Here is a 15,492-nt window from a genome sequence, read left to right as displayed (position 1 = left end):
GCCTCCCCCGGTCCGGCTTCCCCCGGTCAGACCCGGGCGACTCCGTCGACGTGTCGGTCGAGGACGTCGATCGCCCAGTCACCGGATTCGTCCGGCGCGAGCCGGGCGACGTGCATCGCGAGGCCGTCGAGCAGCGCGTGCAGTCGGCAGGCCTCGTACTCGCGGTCGGCTTCGGGCACCCCGAGTACGCCGAGGACGCGTTCGCACCACTCGCGCATCTCGACGACGACGCGGTCGAGCGTCGGCCGGAGCTCGGCGTCCGTCAGCGCCGCGTTCCCGAGGGCCAGGTACACGTCGAGCTCGATCACGCGCTCGACGTCGAGGGGCAACAGCTCGACGAGGACGGCCCGCACCCACTCGCGGGGCGGCAGGTCCGTGGGGATCGCCTCGATGCGCTCCCTGGTCCGGTCGAACACCGAGACGATCGCGTGCTCCCGGACGCTCGCCTGGGTCGGGAACGCGTAGCGGACGGTGCTCGGGGGCAGTCCGGCCTCGGCGGCGACGTTCCGGACGGACAGGGCGCCGAGGCCGTCCCGGGCGAGGACCCGACAAGCGGCCGCGGACACGGCGCGACGGCGTTCCTCGAGGTCGATGCTGCGCGACATGCACTCATGCTCGCACGCTCGTACGACTTCGTGCTAGAACTGGGCGTCAGCAAGTCGCACAGTCGTACGACTTCGGATCGGAGGAACTCCATGGCATGGGTCGTCCTGGTGCTGTCGGGCGTGCTCGAGGCCGTCTGGGCCACCGCGCTCGGGGCGTCGAACGGGTTCAAACGGGTAGTGCCGACGATCGTCTTCGTCGCCGGCATGGGCCTGAGCATGGTCGGGCTCGCGTTCGCCATGAAGGAGATCCCGGTCGGCACCGCCTACGCGGTGTGGGTGGGGATCGGCGCTTCGCTGACGGTCGTCGTCGCGGTCCTGCGCAAGCAGGAGGCCGCGTCGCTCGCCCGCATCGGCCTGGTCCTCGGTCTGGTCGCGTGCGTCGTCGGACTCAAGGTGGTCAGCTGATGCCCTGGGTCGTGCTGTTCGTCAGCGCCGCGTTCGAGACCGTCTGGGCCACCGCACTCGGGGCCAGCGACGGCTTCACCCGCCCGGGGCCGACGCTCGTCTTCGCCGTCACCATCGTGCTGAGCCTGGGTGCGTTCGGGTACGTGGTCAAGCGCATCCCGATCAGCACCGCGTACGCCGTCTGGACCGGCACCGGAGCGGCGCTCACGGTGCTCTGGGGCATGGCGACCGGTGCGGAGCCGGTCACCTTGCTCCGCCTGCTGTTCATCGCGGGCATCGTCGGCTGCGTCGTCGGCCTCAAGCTCGTGCCCGCACGCCCCGCGCACCCCGCACGTCCCGCCGGCCCTCGGGACGTCCGGCGCTGACCCGCGCGGCTTCCGGGACGTCCGGCGCTGACCCGCACGGCTGCGGGACGCGAAAGCGACAGATCGCCGCGAATGCTTCGCGGCGATCTGTCGCTTTCGCGGAGGCAACGAGGGCACCGGGACGGTCGTGACCGGTAGCGAGCCTCCCGTCCGCCAGGTGGTCACCGGACCGGTCAGACGGACGCGCCGGTCCACTCGTCGACAGCAGCCACGTGGTCGGCACCGGCCGTGCCGGACGCCCGTGCAGCGGCGACGCGCTCCAGGTGCGTCGGCGGGTTCGACGGCACGTGCTCGGGCCGATCGGACTCGTTGATGCGGCGGAGCTCCGGGACGATGTCCTCGGCCAGGATGTCGATCTGCTCGAGCACCGTCTTGAGCGGCAGGCCGGCGTGGTCGATGAGGAACAGCTGGCGCTGGTAGTGCCCGACGTGGTCCTTCATCGTGGCGTACCGGTCGATGACCTGCTGCGGCGACCCGACGGTGAGCGGGGTCTGGGTGGTGAAGTCCTCCATCGACGGGCCGTGTCCGTAGACCGGGGCGTTGTCGAAGTACGGACGGAACTCGTCGACTGCGTCCTGCGAGTTCTTCCGCGCGAAGAACTGTCCACCGAGGCCGACGATCGCCTGGTCAGCACGCCCGTGTCCGTGGTGTTCGTAGCGCTGTCGGTACAGCCCGACCATCTGCTCGGTGTGCTGGATCGGCCAGAAGATGTTGTTGTGGAAGAACCCGTCGCCGTAGTAGGCGGCCTGTTCCGCGATCTCGGGCGTGCGGATCGACCCGTGCCAGACGAAGGGGGCGACGCCGTCGAGCGGGCGCGGGGTCGAGGTGAAGCCCTGCAGCGGCGTGCGGAACTGCCCCTGCCAGTTGACGACCTCGTTCTCCCAGAGCTGGCGGATCAGTGCGTAGTTCTCGACCGCCAGGTTCAGGCCCTGCCGGATGTCCTTGCCGAACCACGGGTAGACCGGGCCGGTGTTGCCGCGGCCCATCATCAGGTCCATGCGTCCGCCCGAGATGACCTGGAGCATCGCGTACTCCTCGGCGATGCGCACCGGGTCGTTCGTGGTGACGAGGGTCGTCGACGTCGAGAGGGTGATGTCCTTCGTGACGCCGGCCAGGTAGCCGAGCATGGTCGTGGGGCTCGAGGCGACGAACGGCGGGTTGTGGTGCTCGCCGGTCGCGAAGACGTCGAGGCCGGCCTGGTCCGCGTGCTGCGCGATCGTCAGGATGTCCCGGACGCGCTGGGTGTCGTCGGGCGTGGTCCCGGTGGTGGGGTCGGTGGTGACGTCGCTGACCGTGAAGATCCCGAACTGCATGATGTGCCGCCTCGTCTGTCGCTGACTCGTCGCTGTTCTATGCGTTTGCATCGAACTGACGAGTACAACGTAGCGCAGGCGGGAGCATTCCCGCCACTGCCACCGCCCCCGGTCAGATGCGGACGGGAGGCGCGTCCGCGCTGGTCGTCGGCGGCACGTGGTGCATGCCGTCGGCCAACCACACCGCCGTGATCACCGCCAGGACGCTGGCGGACGAGGCCAGCCGACCCGCCAACAGCATCGCGCCGTGCTCTCCGTCACCCAGGGTCCCGACCAGCAGCGCGACGACACCGACCGCCAACGCGGCGGCCACGGCGACGAGCAGCACGACCGTCACCGCGCGTCGCGGTCCCCGGCGTCCGTCGCGGTCGCCCCGCGCGCCGCGGTCCACCTGCGGCCCGACGGCCCGGACGAGCCCGAGCCAGAACAGCGCGACTGCACAGGCGCCGATGATGTCGCTCACCCGGTGCCACCCGTAGACGACGGTCTGGTTCGCGACGAACACCGCGTAGACGGCGCCGACGAGCAGCACCAGCGGCCGGAACCGCCGCGGCGTGACCATCAGCACGGCGAACAGCGCCGCGAGGGCGATCGTCGCGTGACCCGACGGGAACGAGTTCGGCGTCGTCGACTGAGCGATCTCCGGGCGCTCGGCGATACGCTTGAGCAACGTCGAGGTGGCCGCGGACGCGAGCACCACGAAGCCCGCTCCGAGCCCCACGGCGAGCCGCCTGCGTGCGAACGCGACGGCGGCGATCACGACGACCAACAGCAGGATCACCGGCACCGAGATGACGTTGAGTGCGGTGTCCGACCCGAACAGGTCGGACTCGCGGACACCGCCGAGCGCGGCGTCCTCCACCCGCTGCCCCAGCGGCGTCAACACGGCGACCGCGTAGACGGAAGGCACGATCACGAACCCCAGAGCCGCGAGCAGAGCCCACCGGAACCTCCGGGAGACGCTCGGTCCACGCCCCTCGTCGACGGACTCGGGGGCGGTGCGCTCAGGCGTCCGCATCACGGGCATCGTCCTCCTGGGGGTCATGGTGGTCGGCCTCGTCGTCCGTCTGCTGAGCGGGAAGCGATTCGGTCGCTCGGGGTCCGACACGATACCGTTGAGGCACCCGTCCGAAGCTGGGAACGCCGGCCTTCGCAGCAAGGCCACGGCCGTCCTGCAGCAGGTCTCCGGACAGCGTGACACAGGTCGGTCCGGCACCGGAGCGCGTGCCGCTGACAGTGTGCGTGACCAGCGCGACGGCGGGCAGTCGTACAGCGCGATCGTCGCGCAGGAAGAGGAGACCGAAGTGGCCGTCAAGGAACCGAGCATCATCGCCTCGCCGAACCGCGCGTTGGCGATGACCGCTGGCACGCTCTTCGCGATCTGGGGCATCCTGGGCTTCTTCTTCGCCCAGGACGGTGGCGGAGCGTTCTTCAGCCGCTCCGGTGGGTTCCTCTGGAACTCGTTCGGGCTCAACCCGGCGCTCTGCGGGCTGTGGACGATCCTGGCCGCCGCGTTCTTCATCGTGGGCCTCGGCAACACGATCGGGTCCCGCACGGTGAACCGGGTCATCGGTGTCGTGCTGCTCGTGCTCGCCGTCTACGGGTTCGTGTTCTCCGACACCTCGGCGAACGTCCTCGCGCTGAACACGACCGACAACGTCTTCCACGCCATCGTCGGCGTCGTCCTGCTGCTCACCGCGCTGGGTGCCGACAAGGAGAACATCCGCGCGCTGCGGGCCTCGGGCGCCCGCGCCTGACCTGCTCCCCTTCGACGCCCGCCTGCCGCTCCGGCAGGCGGGCGTCGTCGTTCGTGGGGTGCGTGCGGCGCGGCCAGGTCGCGCGACGCGCCGCCGGCCCCTCCCCGAGGTCGCACGACCTGCCGCCGGCCGCCCGCCCAGCAGGCACATCGTGCGACCTCGACGGACGCGAGCGGCACGTCGAGCGACCAGGCGACGCGAGCGGCAGCTCACCCGCCCACCTACCGACGTCGCACGAACCGCCGCCGGGCAGCCGTCGACGTCGCACGAACGGCCGCCGGCCGCCCGCCCAGCAGGCACATCGTGCGACCTCGACGGACGCGAGCGGCACGTGGTGCGACCTCGGCACCGGCCCGTCGAGGCCGCAGGGAGCGCGGGGGCGCACCACGGACGGAGCGGGCCGGCCTCGCGTCGGCGTCAGGCCTCGGGTGCGTCCGAGGGCTCGGCGGCGGGCTTCGGCGGCTCGAGCTGCGTCGCGACGACGCGCGGCGACTCGGACATGAACCGCCGCACGTCGAGGTCCACGATGATGTCCGCCGGTCGGAGCGGCCGCGTCAGGTACAGCCCGTCCAGGGACGTCAGACGCGACAACGCCACGTACGTCTGCCCAGCGCTGAACACCCGGTTGCCGAGGTCCACCACCGCACGGTCGTAGGTGCTGCCCTGCGACTTGTGGATCGTCACGGCCCAGGCCAGGCGCAGGGGGAACTGCTGGAACTCCCCCACCGTGTCCTTCTTGAGTTCCTTCTTGTCCGGGTCGTACGAGTACTTGAACTTCTCCCACACCGACGGCTGGACCTCGAAGTCCTCACCGTCGACGCTGACCCACACCGTGTCGCGGATGCTCCGCACGATGCCGAGGGTGCCGTTCACCCAGCGCTGGTCCGGGTCGTTGCGGAGGAACATCACGTGGGCGCCGGGCTTCAGCTCGAGGGCTTCGTCCGCCGGGAAGTTCCGACCGCCGAAGTCGCCGTTGACGTCGGCATTGGCGGTCTTCAGCTTGCCGGGCAGCCGTTCGAGCGCGGCCTTGTTGATCCGGGCGACGGTGTCGTTCCGGGTGGCGAGGGTGATCGCGTCGTCGGGGGCAGGACGGGCGCCCGCTTCGTTGAGCCGCTGCGCGACGTCGGCGGTGACCCGGCCGTGGCGGACGGCGGTGAGCATCGCCGCGAAGGCGTCGTCCCGCTGCCGGTGCACGGTCGCGAGTTCGATGATGTGCAGCTGGGCCTCGAGCCACACCTTGGCGTCGAAGAACCACATGGACCGGTAGTGGTCGGTGAAGTAGGCGCGCTCATCACCGTCACCCGGCACCGGGGGCAGCTGGTACGGGTCGCCGAACATGACCACCTGGACACCGCCGAACGGCTCGAACTGCCGACCGCGGGCCTTCCGCAACGAGCGGTCCATGGCGTCGAGCAGATCGGCGTTGACCATGGAGACCTCGTCGATGACCAGGGTGTCGATGGTGTTGAGGAGCTTCCGGGTGTCCGGGCCCTGCCGCAGTTCGGCGTCCGCGATGAGGCCGATCGGCAGGCGGAACAGCGAGTGGATCGTCTGACCGCCGACGTTCAGCGCCGCGACACCCGTCGGGGCGCAGATGACGACCTGCTTCTCGGTGTTCCAGGACAGGTGGTTGAGCAGCGTGGACTTGCCGGTGCCGGCTCGTCCGGTGATGAAGACATGATCGCGCGTCGACTCGATGTACTCGAAGACCGCCCGCTGTTCGGTGGAGAGCTCGACGCTCATCGCGCCCTCGATCCGCTCGCGACGCCGCTGTCGCCGACCGGTCTCGCGGTGTCGGTGTCCGGGAGGCCCGTGGGCACGTCCGCCGGGGACGCGGCCGCCGGCGCGATGGGCTGGTCCTCGACCCCGCCGGCGCCGGCCCCCGGACGCAGGCGCACCGCGCCGACGACGACCACCGCGACGACGACGAGCACACCCGCAATGATCAGCACCGTGCCGGCCCGGCCCTGGTCGACGAGCGGCTCCGGACCCCAAGTGCGCCCCATCGCCCCGAACCAGGACGCCTGCAGCAGCCCGAGCGGCCCCTGCATCGCGATGCCGAGCGAGACGGTGGCCGCTGCGACGACGACCGCTCCGACGGCTCGCACGAGGAACGCCGCTGCCGACGGCCGCCGGGCGCCGAGGGCGATCGGCGTGAGGAGGGTCGGCAGCGCCAGGAGCCCCACGAGCAGGAAGACCAGGTCCACCACGGTACGGCCCATGGCGTCGCTGACGGACCAGCGCAGCACGTCGGTCGCGTACAGCCCCCACCAGATGCCGGCGAGCAGCAGGAACGCCGGGAACGGCTGGACCAGGTACCGCACGACGGCGTTGTCGACGAAGACCGTGGTCCACTCGGACACACCGGCGCTGTCGTCCGTTCGCGGGTGGACGGCAGCCCGGATGAGCTGCACGGGCGCTGCGGCCCAGACGAGGGCGGGGACGACCAGCCCGAGCAGCACGTGCGCTCCGACGTTCGCCGACACCAGGAAGCGGTCGTAGGTGTGCAGCGAGCCCGAGGTCGCGACGACGAGCGCCACCACCGCGATGCCGGCGGACACCGAGCGGCGGAGGGGCCAGGAACGCCCCTGTCGACGCAGCCGGACGACCCCGGCGACGTAGGCGGCGACGAGCAGCACGGCGGCCATCAGCCAGAACAGGTCGACGTTCCAGTTCGTCAGCCAGCCCCAGGGCCCCGGCGCCGCGGGGAGCGGGTCGTCGGTCAGGACCTCGGCCGGACTCGGGTCGCTGGTCTTGCTCAGCGCCAGCTGCCCTGCGGGGGTGGCGGTGCGGCCGAGCGCAGCGGCGAAGCCCGACGCGACGCCCATCACGGCGAGCTCGACCACGACGAGCGTCCAGAAGGGCCGGACGCGCGCGGGTGCGGCGGTCAGGGCGGCGATCACCCGGCGGCGGTGCATCGCTCCGATGACGCCCATCGCGACGATCGCGGCCACCTTGACGAGCACGAGCACGCCGTACGGGCTGCCGAGCTCAGCCCAGGCCCCGATCCGGATCTGGGCGGACACCACGCCGGAGACGCTCACGAGGACGAAGCAACCCAGCGCGACGCTGGAGTACCGGCCGACGACGGCTGCGAGACGGTCACCGGGGACGACGTCACGGATGAGGACGAGCATGACGAGCCCGCCGACCCAGAGCGCGGCACCGACCAGGTGCAGTCCGAGTGCGGTGACCGCGGCGTCGTGACTGGCGGTACCGGCCGCGTGGCCCTGCTGCGTCAGCGGGACGAGGCCGATCAGGGCGACGCCGGCCGTCAGCGCGACCATGCCCCGGGAGCGCACGGCGAAGCAGAGCACGGTGACCGCTGCCGCGACGAGCACGGTGGTGAGCCAGGCGAGACCGAGGTCGGTCCCGGTGAGGAACACGCCCATCGACTGGCCGAACTTCGCATCGAGACTGACCGTGCCGCCGGCGACGCTGAGGTAGGTGAAGAAGGTCGTGACCGCCGAGGTCACCGTCCAGACACCGGCTGCCGCGGCCGCGACGTCGATCGCGCGGTCCCACTCCGGTGCCGTGCGGGAGAGTCCGATCGTCGCGAGGGCGAGCCCGCCGATGGCGGCTGCGGCGGACAGGTCGACGAGCATCCGCGCGATCGGGAGCCCGAAGCGGACGACCGCACCGGGGTCGGCGATGAGCGCGGCGTCGGCACCACCGCCGACGACGAGCGCCACGAGCAGGGACACGAACGCCGCGAGCAGCAAGACGCCGGGGCCGGCGATGCGCGCGATGCGGTTCACCCGTCAAGCCTAGGCGCTGCCCAGCGCGCCACCGCAACGACGCGGGCCGACCTGTGGACGCTGGACGGGCCTCCCGGGAACGACGGAAGGGACGGCGCGAGCGCCGTCCCTTCCGTGGAGCTGAGTGGTCTTACTTGACCGACGCCTTGAGCTTGCTGCCAGCGCTGACCTTGACCGAGTCGCTCGCGGCGATCTCGATGGCCTCACCCGTCTGCGGGTTGCGGCCGGTGCGGGCGGCACGGTGGGTCTTCTCGAAGGCGATCCAGCCCGGGATCGTGACCTTGGTGTCGTCCGCGACGGACTTGCCGACGACGGCGAAGAGCGCGTCGACGACGCCGTTGACGGTGGCCTGGCTCTGGCCGGACTCGGCGGCGACGGCAGCGACGAGCTCGGTGCGGTTCAGTGACTTGTCAGCCATTGGATGTCCTCCTCGGACTTCTTGCGTATGGGTCGGACGCGGAACGTCCGGATGCTGCGGGACGGTTGCCCCGAGCGGTGGGCCCGGTCGGGCCGAGGGCCCGGGGAACCGCTGATGAACCTACCAGCCGGTTCGGGGGTTTCCGGTCGACCCGCTCGGTTTTCCGGGCCTCTCGGGTAACAGGAGGGGCTGGAGTGACCGATGTGACGACCGTGGTGCTGCCCAGGTCGGCGGATGACGTCCCGCGGACGACGACGACGCCCCCGCGACCTCGAGAGGTCGCGGGGGCGTCGGGAGAACTGGTGCTTACCAGGAGCTCTTCGTGATGCCGGGGAGCTCGCCACGGTGGGCCATGTCGCGGAAGCGGACACGGCTGATGCCGAACTCACCGAGGTGGCCGCGGGGACGGCCGTCGATGGCGTCGCGGTTGCGGTAGCGGACCGGCGACGCGTCGCGGGGCAGCTTCTGCAGGCCGACGCGGGCGGCCTCGCGGGACTCGTCGGTGCCGTTCGGGTCCACGAGGGCCTTCTTCAGCTCGAGGCGACGCTCGGCGTAGCGCTCGATGATGACGGCGCGCTGGTTGTTCTTCGCGATCTTGCTCTTCTTCGCCATGGCCTAGCGCTCCTCACGGAAGTCGACGTGCTTGCGGACCACCGGGTCGTACTTCTTCAGCACGAGACGGTCGGGGTTGTTCCGGCGGTTCTTCTTGGTCACGTACGTGAACCCGGTACCCGCAGTGGAACGGAGCTTGATGATCGGACGGATGTCCTGACCGCGCTTCGCCATCAGATCTTCTCCCCACGGGCGAGGATGCCCGCCACGACGGACTCGATGCCACGAGCATCGATCACCTTGATGCCCTTGGCGCTGACGTTGAGCGTCACGTTACGACGCAGCGACGGCACGTAATAGGTCTTCTTCTGCACGTTCGGGTCGAAGCGACGCTTCGTCCGACGGTGCGAGTGCGAGATGTTGTGTCCGAAGCCGGGAACGGCGCCGGTCACCTGGCACACTGCAGCCATGGTTTCCTCCTGATGAATACCGTGCAGCCGATCGGCTGCACCCAAGGTCACTTGCCTGGCGCGCACGCGCTGCGCCGCCTGTGTGGAAGTCCACGACGGCGACGAGCGAGGGGGTTGTGCGCACCGCCCAGACCGGCAGTCGGGCCTGGAGGCTCGATCCGGTACCGCGCGACCGCGGCGTTCGCGACGGTCGGAGGGCAGAACAACGGGCACTCCACGATGAACGCAGAGAACCAGCCACCTACGTTACGCGACGGCCAGGCGCGTCGCAAGCCAGGCGCGTCGCAAGCCGAGCGCGCCGCAAATCGAGCGCGTCGCAAGCCGGGCCTCCGGTCCGCCCTCACCGCCGGAGGCCGGACGGCGGCAGGAGGTACCCCTGTTCCTGCCGGATCCAGTACAGCCCGGTCTCCCGCCGCTCCGCCCGGGTGGCGAACCGGTACCGGAACACCCGCGCCCGGACCCACCGCGGCCGCTGCCCGTCGAACGGGTCGTGCCGGAGCAACCGGAGCGTCGGCCGGTCCGCCTCGAGCAGCCGCAGCACGAACACCCGGAACCAGCCGTCGTCCGCACCGAGTGCCAGGAACCACATCAGCCAGTCGAGGCGCAGGTGGTACGGCGCGAACTGCCCCGGGCGACGACGCGGGTCCCCCGGCTTGCCCTTGAACTCGTAGGGCAGCCAGTCCGCTTCGTCGGGGACCTCCGCCATGGTGCCCTCGACGATCACTTCGTCGCGCTCCTGCGTGACGCTGCCGAAGGCCCCGTAGGCGTTGGCGAGGTGCCAGCGGTTGAACGACGCGTTCATGAGCTGCCGGCGCGACACCAGGTTCTTCGCCGACGGCCAGGACAGCACGAGCAGCAGCAGGCCGACCGCGACCGTCAGTCCGACGAACCAGGCCGGCGTCGCTGTCAGGCCGGTGTCCGCGATCCCGCTGAGGAACGGCAGCACCGTCGTGATCGACCGGTCGTCGACCGCCGCGAAGGCCAGCACCAGGGTGATCCAGTTGAGCCAGGCGAAGTTGCCCGACACCACCAGCCAGGCCTGGGTGAGCAGCACGAGCGCCGCGGCGACCGAGGCGACGGGCTGCGGCGCGAACAGCAGGAACGGCACCCCGAGCTGGACCACGTGGCTGCCGAGCGTCTCGAGCCGGTGCACGGGCCGGGGCAGCAGGTGAGCCGTGCGCGACATCGGGTTCGGCATCGGCTGCGTCTCGTGGTGGTAGTAGAGCGCGGTCAGGTCACGCCACGACCGGTCCCCACGCATCTTGATCATGCCGGCACCGAACTCCAGCCGGAACACGAGCCACCGGATCGCGATGAGCACCACGATCGGTGGCGCGACCTGGTCGGAGCCGAGGAACGCCACGACGAACAGGGACTCGAGCAGCAGTGACTCCCACCCGAACGAGTAGAAGGTCTGGCCGACGTCGGAGATCGACATGTACGCCAGCCAGAGCACCAGGAAGCAGAGCACCGGGACCCACGCCGGCCCCCGCTGCGGCAGGCCGACGACGATCGTCAGCGACAGCAGCGCCCCGCCTCCGGCCAGGACCCGCAGTCGTCGATCGGTGTACCGCCACCACCGCCACACGACGGGCAGGGTCTGCGCGTACCGGCGCTCCATGAACCGCGGGACGGGCAGGAGGCCCCGCTCCCCCAGCAGCGCCGGGAACTGCGCGATCGCCGACAGGAACGCCAGGCACGCGATCGCCGCGACCCCGCGCTGCAGGACGAACCGGGCGACGTCGTAGTCGCCGGCGCCCGCCCAACTCGTCCACGCCTCGAGATCCACGCGCCGGACGCTACCCGCGGGCTCCCTCGACGGCTGTCCGGACCCGCGTGGTCCGGCCCGAGCGCGGCCTCAGACGCCGTCGGTCGGGCGTGGTGCCAGCGCCTGCACGATCAGCGCACCGAGTTCCCGGGGTGCGGTGGACATCGGCCAGTGCCCCGTGTGCAGCCCGACGATCTCGAGCTCCTCGGTCGCGACGAGCTCTGCCGCCCAGGCCTGGTGGTCCGCGACCATGCCGGCCAGCTCGTCCGGGGCGATCTCGCACGTGATGACGGTCGCCGGGATCCGGTGCCGTGCGGAGTCGGCGTAGTGGAACCGGTCGGACGCGACGCGAGCGGGTTCGGGGAACGCCCGTCGTTCGACGTCGGCACGGATCTCCGGGGTCATGTCCCGCAGGGTCGCCGCTTCCCAGACGTCCCACGACGGCAGGGGCACCTGTCCGTCGACGACCGGCAGTTCGTCGTTGACGCATCCACCGTCCGGGCCCGGGAAGGTGTCGACGTAGACCAGGTGCAGCACCCCGTCGGGCCGCTGGTCGGCCGCCATGTACGCGATCGGCCCCGCACCGGAGTGCCCGACCAGCACGACCGGCTCCGGGGCGTCGTCCACCCGGGCGACGAGGTCGGCGACCTGTTCGTCGAGCGTCGACCCGCGTCGGGTGACGGCGTCGACGGTGTGGCCCGCCGCGCGGAGGACCGGGACGACGTCGTCCCATGCGCTCGCATCGAGCCAGAACCCGGGGACCAGGATCACGTGCATGTCGCGGAGACTACGCGCCACCCCGGACAGCGGCCCGCGCGGTGCACTCGGCACACTCGCCGAACACGTCGACGACGTGGCTGGCGTTCGAGAACCCGTTCGCGGCGGCGGTCGCGCGGGCCCACTCCTCGACCGGGTCGGCCTGGATCTCGACCGTTCGCCCACAGACGCGGCAGATCAGGTGGTGGTGGTGCTTGTCGGTCGTGCAGGCCCGGTACAGGGACTCGCCGTCCTGCTGCAGCGAGTCGGCGTCACCCTCGGTGGCCAGGTCGGACAGTGCCCGGTACACGGTCGCCAGCCCGATGGTGGAGCCGCCGTCCCGCAGGTGCGCGTGCAGTGACTGCGCGCTGACGAACCCCTCGGTCTCGGAGAGGGCTCCGCGCACCGCTTCGCGCTGCCAGGTGTTGCGTCGTGGCTTCTGGACGGCGTTCATGCTGCGACTCCTTGCTCCGGTACGGCCGGGAGGCCCGTCCCACGGTCGACCTGCTGCTCCCGCGCCGTCACGCGGTCACGTCCACGGCGGTCCCTGCGAGCGCCGAGCACCCGACAGACGACCCAGATGAGGAACGAGATGGTGGTGACGTACGGACTGATCGGCAGTCCGCCGCCGAGGGCCAGGAGGATCCCGCCGACCACCGAGGTCACGGCGAAGACGACGGAGAGCACCGGCACGAGGACCGGGTTCACCGTCACCCGCAGTGCGGCGGCGGCCGGGGTCACCAGCAGCGAGAGCACCAGGAGCGCCCCGACGATCTGCACCGACACCGCGGTGGCCAGGCCGAGCGCGAGCATGAAGACCAGACCGAGGGTGCGCACCGGGACGCCGGCGGCTGCGGCGACGTCAGGGTCCACCGAGGCGAACATCAGCGGACGCCAGATGACCACGAGGATGAGCACCACGACCGCGGCGATGGCCACGAGCATCCCGAGCTGCGGGTTGTCGACGGAGACGATCTGGCCGGTGAGCAGGCCGAACTTGTTCGCGGCCCGGCCCTTGTAGAGCGCCAGGCAGAGGATGCCGAGGCCCAGGCCGAACGGCATGAGCACGGCGATGATCGAGTTCCGGTCGCGGGCCCGGCTGCCGAGCACCCCGATGAGCAGTGCGGCGATCAGGGACCCGACGACCGAGCCGCTGACGACGTTGACGCCGAGGAGCAGGGAGGCGCTCGCGCCGGCGAAGGACAGCTCGCTGATGCCGTGCACCGCGAACGGCATGTTCCGGGCGACGACGAACGGCCCGATGAGCCCGCCGACGACGCCGAGCACGGCGCCCGCGACGATCGAGTTGCGCACCAGGACGAGCAGCTCGCCGTAGTCCTGGAACGAGAAGACGGTCGACCAGACGTCCATCAGATCCGTCCTTCGTCGGGGGTGGTGGCGTGCGGCGAGGGCTCGCAGTGGTGGTGTCCGTCGCCCGCGGTGTCGTGGGCGTCGCTCGCGCCGACGATGACGATGCGGCCCATCGTGCGGACGACGTCGACGGGCGTGCCGTAGAGGTCGCTGAGGACGTCCGCGCGCAGGACCTCGTCGGGGGCACCGATCCGGAAGCGCCCGCCCGCGATGTAGAGCACCCGGTCGACGACGTCGAGGATCGGGTTCACGTCGTGGGTGACGAAGAGCACCGCGGCACCCTGCTGTCGGCGCTGCCGGTCGATGAGCTCGGTGACGCCGCGCTGGTGCCGGAGGTCGAGCGAGATGAGTGGCTCGTCACAGAGCAGCAGTGCCGGGTCGGCGGCGATCGCCTGTCCGACCCGGGTTCGCTGCTGCTCGCCGCCGGAGAGCTCGGCGACGGGCGCGTCGGCGAACGCGGTCGCGCCGACCTCCGCCACGATCCGGTCGATGCGCTCGCGTTCGGCACGGCGTTCGGGTCGGATGCCCCAGCGGTGCCCGGTGACACCCTGCGCGATCATGTCGCGGGCACGCAGCGGGGTCCCGGAGTCCATCAGCCGCTGCTGCGGGATGTACCCGATCCTCCGGTGACCGCGCCGGACCGGGCGTCCGAGGAACGACATCGACCCGCTCGTCAGCCGCTGCTGGCCGAGGACGGTGCGGAGCAGCGAGGTCTTGCCGGCGCCGTTCGGCCCCAGCACGGCGACGAACTCGCCGGGCTGGACGTCGAGGTCGAGGCCGTCCCAGAGCCGGCGACTGCCGTAGGCGAGCCCCGCGTCACGGAGCGCGAGCACGGCGGAACCGCCACTGCGCGCGGCAGTGGCGGTCCGGTCCCGGTCCTGGAGGGTCGTCACTTCTGGAGTGCCGCCGTCACCGCGTCGATGTTCGCCTGCTGCCACGAGACGTAATCCTCCCCCTTCGGGAGCGTCTCCGTGACACCGATGACGGGTACGCCCGCCTGCTTCGCGGCCTTCTGGACCTGTTCGGTCTCGGGGCTCGAGGTCTGCTCGTTGACGGCGAGCAGTTTCGCCTCACCGCTCGTGAAGAGCTTGAGCGTGTCGTTGAGCGCGGCCGGCGGGACGTCGTCGCCCTCCTCGATCGCCTCGGAGAAGTCCGGCGGCGTCACGTTGTCGAGGCCCATCGCGTCGAAGAGGTACCCCGGCACGGGCTCGGTGTACGCCACCTTGTCGCCGTCGACGGTCTTCTCGACCGAGGCGGTCTGCGACTCGAGCTCCTGCAGCTTGCCGGTGAGGGTCTTCGCGTTCGCCTGGAACGTGCTGGCGTCCGCGCTGTCCAGCTTCGTCAGGCGCTCGGAGACGTCGGCGACGAGCTTCACCATGGTCGGGTAGCTGTAGAAGACGTGCTCGTTGAACTCGTCCGAACCGCCGGTGTCGAGACCCGAGAGCTCCACCACGTTGATCGTGGGGGCGTCGGTGTTCGAGGACTTCGCCAGCGTGGACATGAAGTCGTCGTAACCGCCGCCGTTCTCGATCAGCAGGTCCGCCTTCGACACGGCGAGCTGCGTCTTCGCGCTCGACTCGAACGAGTGCGGGTCCTGCGACGGGTCCTCCAGGATGCTCGTGACGTCGACGTGGTCGCCACCGATGCTCTGGACGATCGACCCGTAGACGTTGGTCGAGGCGACGACGCGGACCTTGCCGTCGCCGTCGGACGATCCGGGAGAGGTCGCGCAACCGGTCAGGGCGAGCGCGGCGGCGCCGGCGACGAGCGGCAGGGCGAGGAGTCGGGTGTGCATGGGAACGACGCTAGCGCCACATGAGAACGATTGTCAAAACCGGTATCAGCACGAACGTCGGACGGGAGGTCCGGTGGCAGCTGTGAACTGGTCCCTGTTTGTTGGACTGTGAATTCAGGTTATGCCGCGAGGGCATGGGCTCGGTATTGGACCGGGCTC

The 15,492-nt window shown here is 70.7% G+C and carries 18 protein-coding genes; 3 read left to right on the top strand and 15 right to left on the bottom strand.

The features are described from left to right. Positions 1-26: 26 nt before the first annotated feature. Positions 27-605, bottom strand: coding sequence for a TetR/AcrR family transcriptional regulator (locus DEI89_RS16365; protein ID WP_110905127.1), 579 nt, complete (start codon positions 603-605; stop codon positions 27-29). A 90-nt stretch (positions 606-695) separates the two neighbouring features. On the opposite strand from DEI89_RS16365, the gene DEI89_RS16360 reads away from it, so the two are divergent. Continuing rightward, complete coding sequence (locus DEI89_RS16360; RefSeq protein ID WP_110905126.1) at positions 696-1,010, top strand: multidrug efflux SMR transporter; 315 nt, start codon at positions 696-698, stop codon at positions 1,008-1,010. Next, positions 1,010-1,375 carry a multidrug efflux SMR transporter gene (locus DEI89_RS16355; RefSeq protein ID WP_110905125.1) on the top strand — a complete coding sequence of 122 codons (366 nt, stop codon included), beginning with the start codon at positions 1,010-1,012 and terminating at the stop codon, positions 1,373-1,375. Before DEI89_RS16360 ends, DEI89_RS16355 begins: the two co-directional genes overlap by 1 nt. A gap of 173 nt (positions 1,376-1,548) precedes the next feature. Here the strand turns inward: DEI89_RS16355 and DEI89_RS16350 are convergent, their stop codons facing one another. Further along, positions 1,549-2,688, bottom strand: a complete 1,140-nt coding sequence (locus DEI89_RS16350) for a CE1758 family FMN-dependent luciferase-like monooxygenase (RefSeq protein WP_110905124.1) — start codon at positions 2,686-2,688, stop codon at positions 1,549-1,551. A gap of 112 nt (positions 2,689-2,800) precedes the next feature. Next, positions 2,801-3,733 (bottom strand): phosphatase PAP2 family protein, encoded by a 933-nt coding sequence (locus tag DEI89_RS16345; RefSeq protein ID WP_181421703.1) that lies wholly within the window; start codon positions 3,731-3,733, stop codon positions 2,801-2,803. A 193-nt stretch (positions 3,734-3,926) separates the two neighbouring features. On the opposite strand from DEI89_RS16345, the gene DEI89_RS16340 reads away from it, so the two are divergent. Further along, complete coding sequence (locus DEI89_RS16340) at positions 3,927-4,445, top strand: DUF4383 domain-containing protein (protein ID WP_181421702.1); 519 nt, start codon at positions 3,927-3,929, stop codon at positions 4,443-4,445. A gap of 417 nt (positions 4,446-4,862) precedes the next feature. On the opposite strand, the gene DEI89_RS16335 is transcribed toward DEI89_RS16340, so the two are convergent. From DEI89_RS16335 to DEI89_RS16280, 12 genes are all read right to left on the bottom strand, one after another. Then, complete coding sequence (locus DEI89_RS16335) at positions 4,863-6,188, bottom strand: ATP-dependent RecD-like DNA helicase (RefSeq protein WP_110905121.1); 1,326 nt, start codon at positions 6,186-6,188, stop codon at positions 4,863-4,865. Then, the gene (locus DEI89_RS16330; protein ID WP_110905120.1) at positions 6,185-8,203 is read right to left on the bottom strand and encodes a cytochrome c oxidase assembly protein; all 2,019 of its coding nucleotides are present in this window, start codon (positions 8,201-8,203) and stop codon (positions 6,185-6,187) included. The genes DEI89_RS16335 and DEI89_RS16330 overlap by 4 nt, the downstream gene beginning before the upstream one ends. A gap of 130 nt (positions 8,204-8,333) precedes the next feature. Then, on the bottom strand, positions 8,334-8,621 hold the full coding sequence (locus tag DEI89_RS16325; RefSeq protein WP_110823157.1) for an HU family DNA-binding protein: 288 nt from the start codon (positions 8,619-8,621) through the stop codon (positions 8,334-8,336). 306 nt (positions 8,622-8,927) lie between these two features. Then, positions 8,928-9,233 (bottom strand): 30S ribosomal protein S14, encoded by a 306-nt coding sequence (gene rpsN, locus DEI89_RS16320; protein ID WP_110823155.1) that lies wholly within the window; start codon positions 9,231-9,233, stop codon positions 8,928-8,930. 3 nt (positions 9,234-9,236) lie between these two features. Then, positions 9,237-9,407, bottom strand: coding sequence for a 50S ribosomal protein L33 (rpmG, locus tag DEI89_RS16315; RefSeq protein ID WP_110905119.1), 171 nt, complete (start codon positions 9,405-9,407; stop codon positions 9,237-9,239). Beyond that, a complete protein-coding gene (rpmB, locus tag DEI89_RS16310) occupies positions 9,407-9,643 on the bottom strand; it encodes a 50S ribosomal protein L28 (RefSeq protein WP_110905118.1) in 237 nt (78 codons plus the stop codon). The genes rpmG and rpmB overlap by 1 nt, the downstream gene beginning before the upstream one ends. A 340-nt stretch (positions 9,644-9,983) precedes the next feature. Next, positions 9,984-11,432, bottom strand: coding sequence for a lipase maturation factor family protein (locus tag DEI89_RS16305; protein ID WP_110905117.1), 1,449 nt, complete (start codon positions 11,430-11,432; stop codon positions 9,984-9,986). A 69-nt stretch (positions 11,433-11,501) separates the two neighbouring features. Next, the gene (locus tag DEI89_RS16300; RefSeq protein WP_110905134.1) at positions 11,502-12,188 is read right to left on the bottom strand and encodes an alpha/beta fold hydrolase; all 687 of its coding nucleotides are present in this window, start codon (positions 12,186-12,188) and stop codon (positions 11,502-11,504) included. Between the two features lie 10 nt (positions 12,189-12,198). Then, complete coding sequence (locus DEI89_RS16295) at positions 12,199-12,621, bottom strand: Fur family transcriptional regulator (RefSeq protein WP_110905116.1); 423 nt, start codon at positions 12,619-12,621, stop codon at positions 12,199-12,201. Next, entirely contained in the window at positions 12,618-13,538 is a 921-nt protein-coding gene (locus tag DEI89_RS16290; RefSeq protein WP_110905115.1) for a metal ABC transporter permease, read from the bottom strand. The genes DEI89_RS16295 and DEI89_RS16290 overlap by 4 nt, the downstream gene beginning before the upstream one ends. Beyond that, complete coding sequence (locus DEI89_RS16285; RefSeq protein ID WP_110905114.1) at positions 13,538-14,431, bottom strand: metal ABC transporter ATP-binding protein; 894 nt, start codon at positions 14,429-14,431, stop codon at positions 13,538-13,540. Before DEI89_RS16285 ends, DEI89_RS16290 begins: the two co-directional genes overlap by 1 nt. After that, positions 14,428-15,333 carry a metal ABC transporter solute-binding protein, Zn/Mn family gene (locus DEI89_RS16280; protein WP_110905113.1) on the bottom strand — a complete coding sequence of 302 codons (906 nt, stop codon included), beginning with the start codon at positions 15,331-15,333 and terminating at the stop codon, positions 14,428-14,430. The genes DEI89_RS16285 and DEI89_RS16280 overlap by 4 nt, the downstream gene beginning before the upstream one ends. Positions 15,334-15,492 lie beyond the last annotated feature (159 nt).

This window comes from Curtobacterium sp. MCBD17_030 (assembly GCF_003224255.1).
Classification (GTDB): Bacteria; Actinomycetota; Actinomycetes; order Actinomycetales; family Microbacteriaceae; genus Curtobacterium.
The sequence above is the reverse complement of the archived record's forward strand: the minus strand, read 5'-3'. Positions and strand labels throughout refer to the sequence as shown.

Excerpts from the sequence above, each read along its gene's own strand:
- DEI89_RS16300 (WP_110905134.1), bottom strand. The coding sequence starts at position 12,188 with ATGCACGTGATCCTGGTCCCCGGGTTCTGGCTCGATGCGAGCGCATGG.
- rpmB (WP_110905118.1), bottom strand. The coding sequence starts at position 9,643 with ATGGCTGCAGTGTGCCAGGTGACCGGCGCCGTTCCCGGCTTCGGACAC.
- DEI89_RS16335 (WP_110905121.1), bottom strand. The coding sequence starts at position 6,188 with ATGAGCGTCGAGCTCTCCACCGAACAGCGGGCGGTCTTCGAGTACATC.
- DEI89_RS16350 (WP_110905124.1), bottom strand. The coding sequence starts at position 2,688 with ATGCAGTTCGGGATCTTCACGGTCAGCGACGTCACCACCGACCCCACC.
- DEI89_RS16325 (WP_110823157.1), bottom strand. The coding sequence starts at position 8,621 with ATGGCTGACAAGTCACTGAACCGCACCGAGCTCGTCGCTGCCGTCGCC.
- DEI89_RS16360 (WP_110905126.1), top strand. The coding sequence starts at position 696 with ATGGCATGGGTCGTCCTGGTGCTGTCGGGCGTGCTCGAGGCCGTCTGG.
- DEI89_RS16365 (WP_110905127.1), bottom strand. The coding sequence starts at position 605 with ATGTCGCGCAGCATCGACCTCGAGGAACGCCGTCGCGCCGTGTCCGCG.
- rpsN (WP_110823155.1), bottom strand. The coding sequence starts at position 9,233 with ATGGCGAAGAAGAGCAAGATCGCGAAGAACAACCAGCGCGCCGTCATC.
- rpmG (WP_110905119.1), bottom strand. The coding sequence starts at position 9,407 with ATGGCGAAGCGCGGTCAGGACATCCGTCCGATCATCAAGCTCCGTTCC.
- DEI89_RS16295 (WP_110905116.1), bottom strand. The coding sequence starts at position 12,621 with ATGAACGCCGTCCAGAAGCCACGACGCAACACCTGGCAGCGCGAAGCG.
- DEI89_RS16355 (WP_110905125.1), top strand. The coding sequence starts at position 1,010 with ATGCCCTGGGTCGTGCTGTTCGTCAGCGCCGCGTTCGAGACCGTCTGG.
- DEI89_RS16290 (WP_110905115.1), bottom strand. The coding sequence starts at position 13,538 with ATGGACGTCTGGTCGACCGTCTTCTCGTTCCAGGACTACGGCGAGCTG.
- DEI89_RS16345 (WP_181421703.1), bottom strand. The coding sequence starts at position 3,733 with ATGACCCCCAGGAGGACGATGCCCGTGATGCGGACGCCTGAGCGCACC.
- DEI89_RS16280 (WP_110905113.1), bottom strand. The coding sequence starts at position 15,333 with ATGCACACCCGACTCCTCGCCCTGCCGCTCGTCGCCGGCGCCGCCGCG.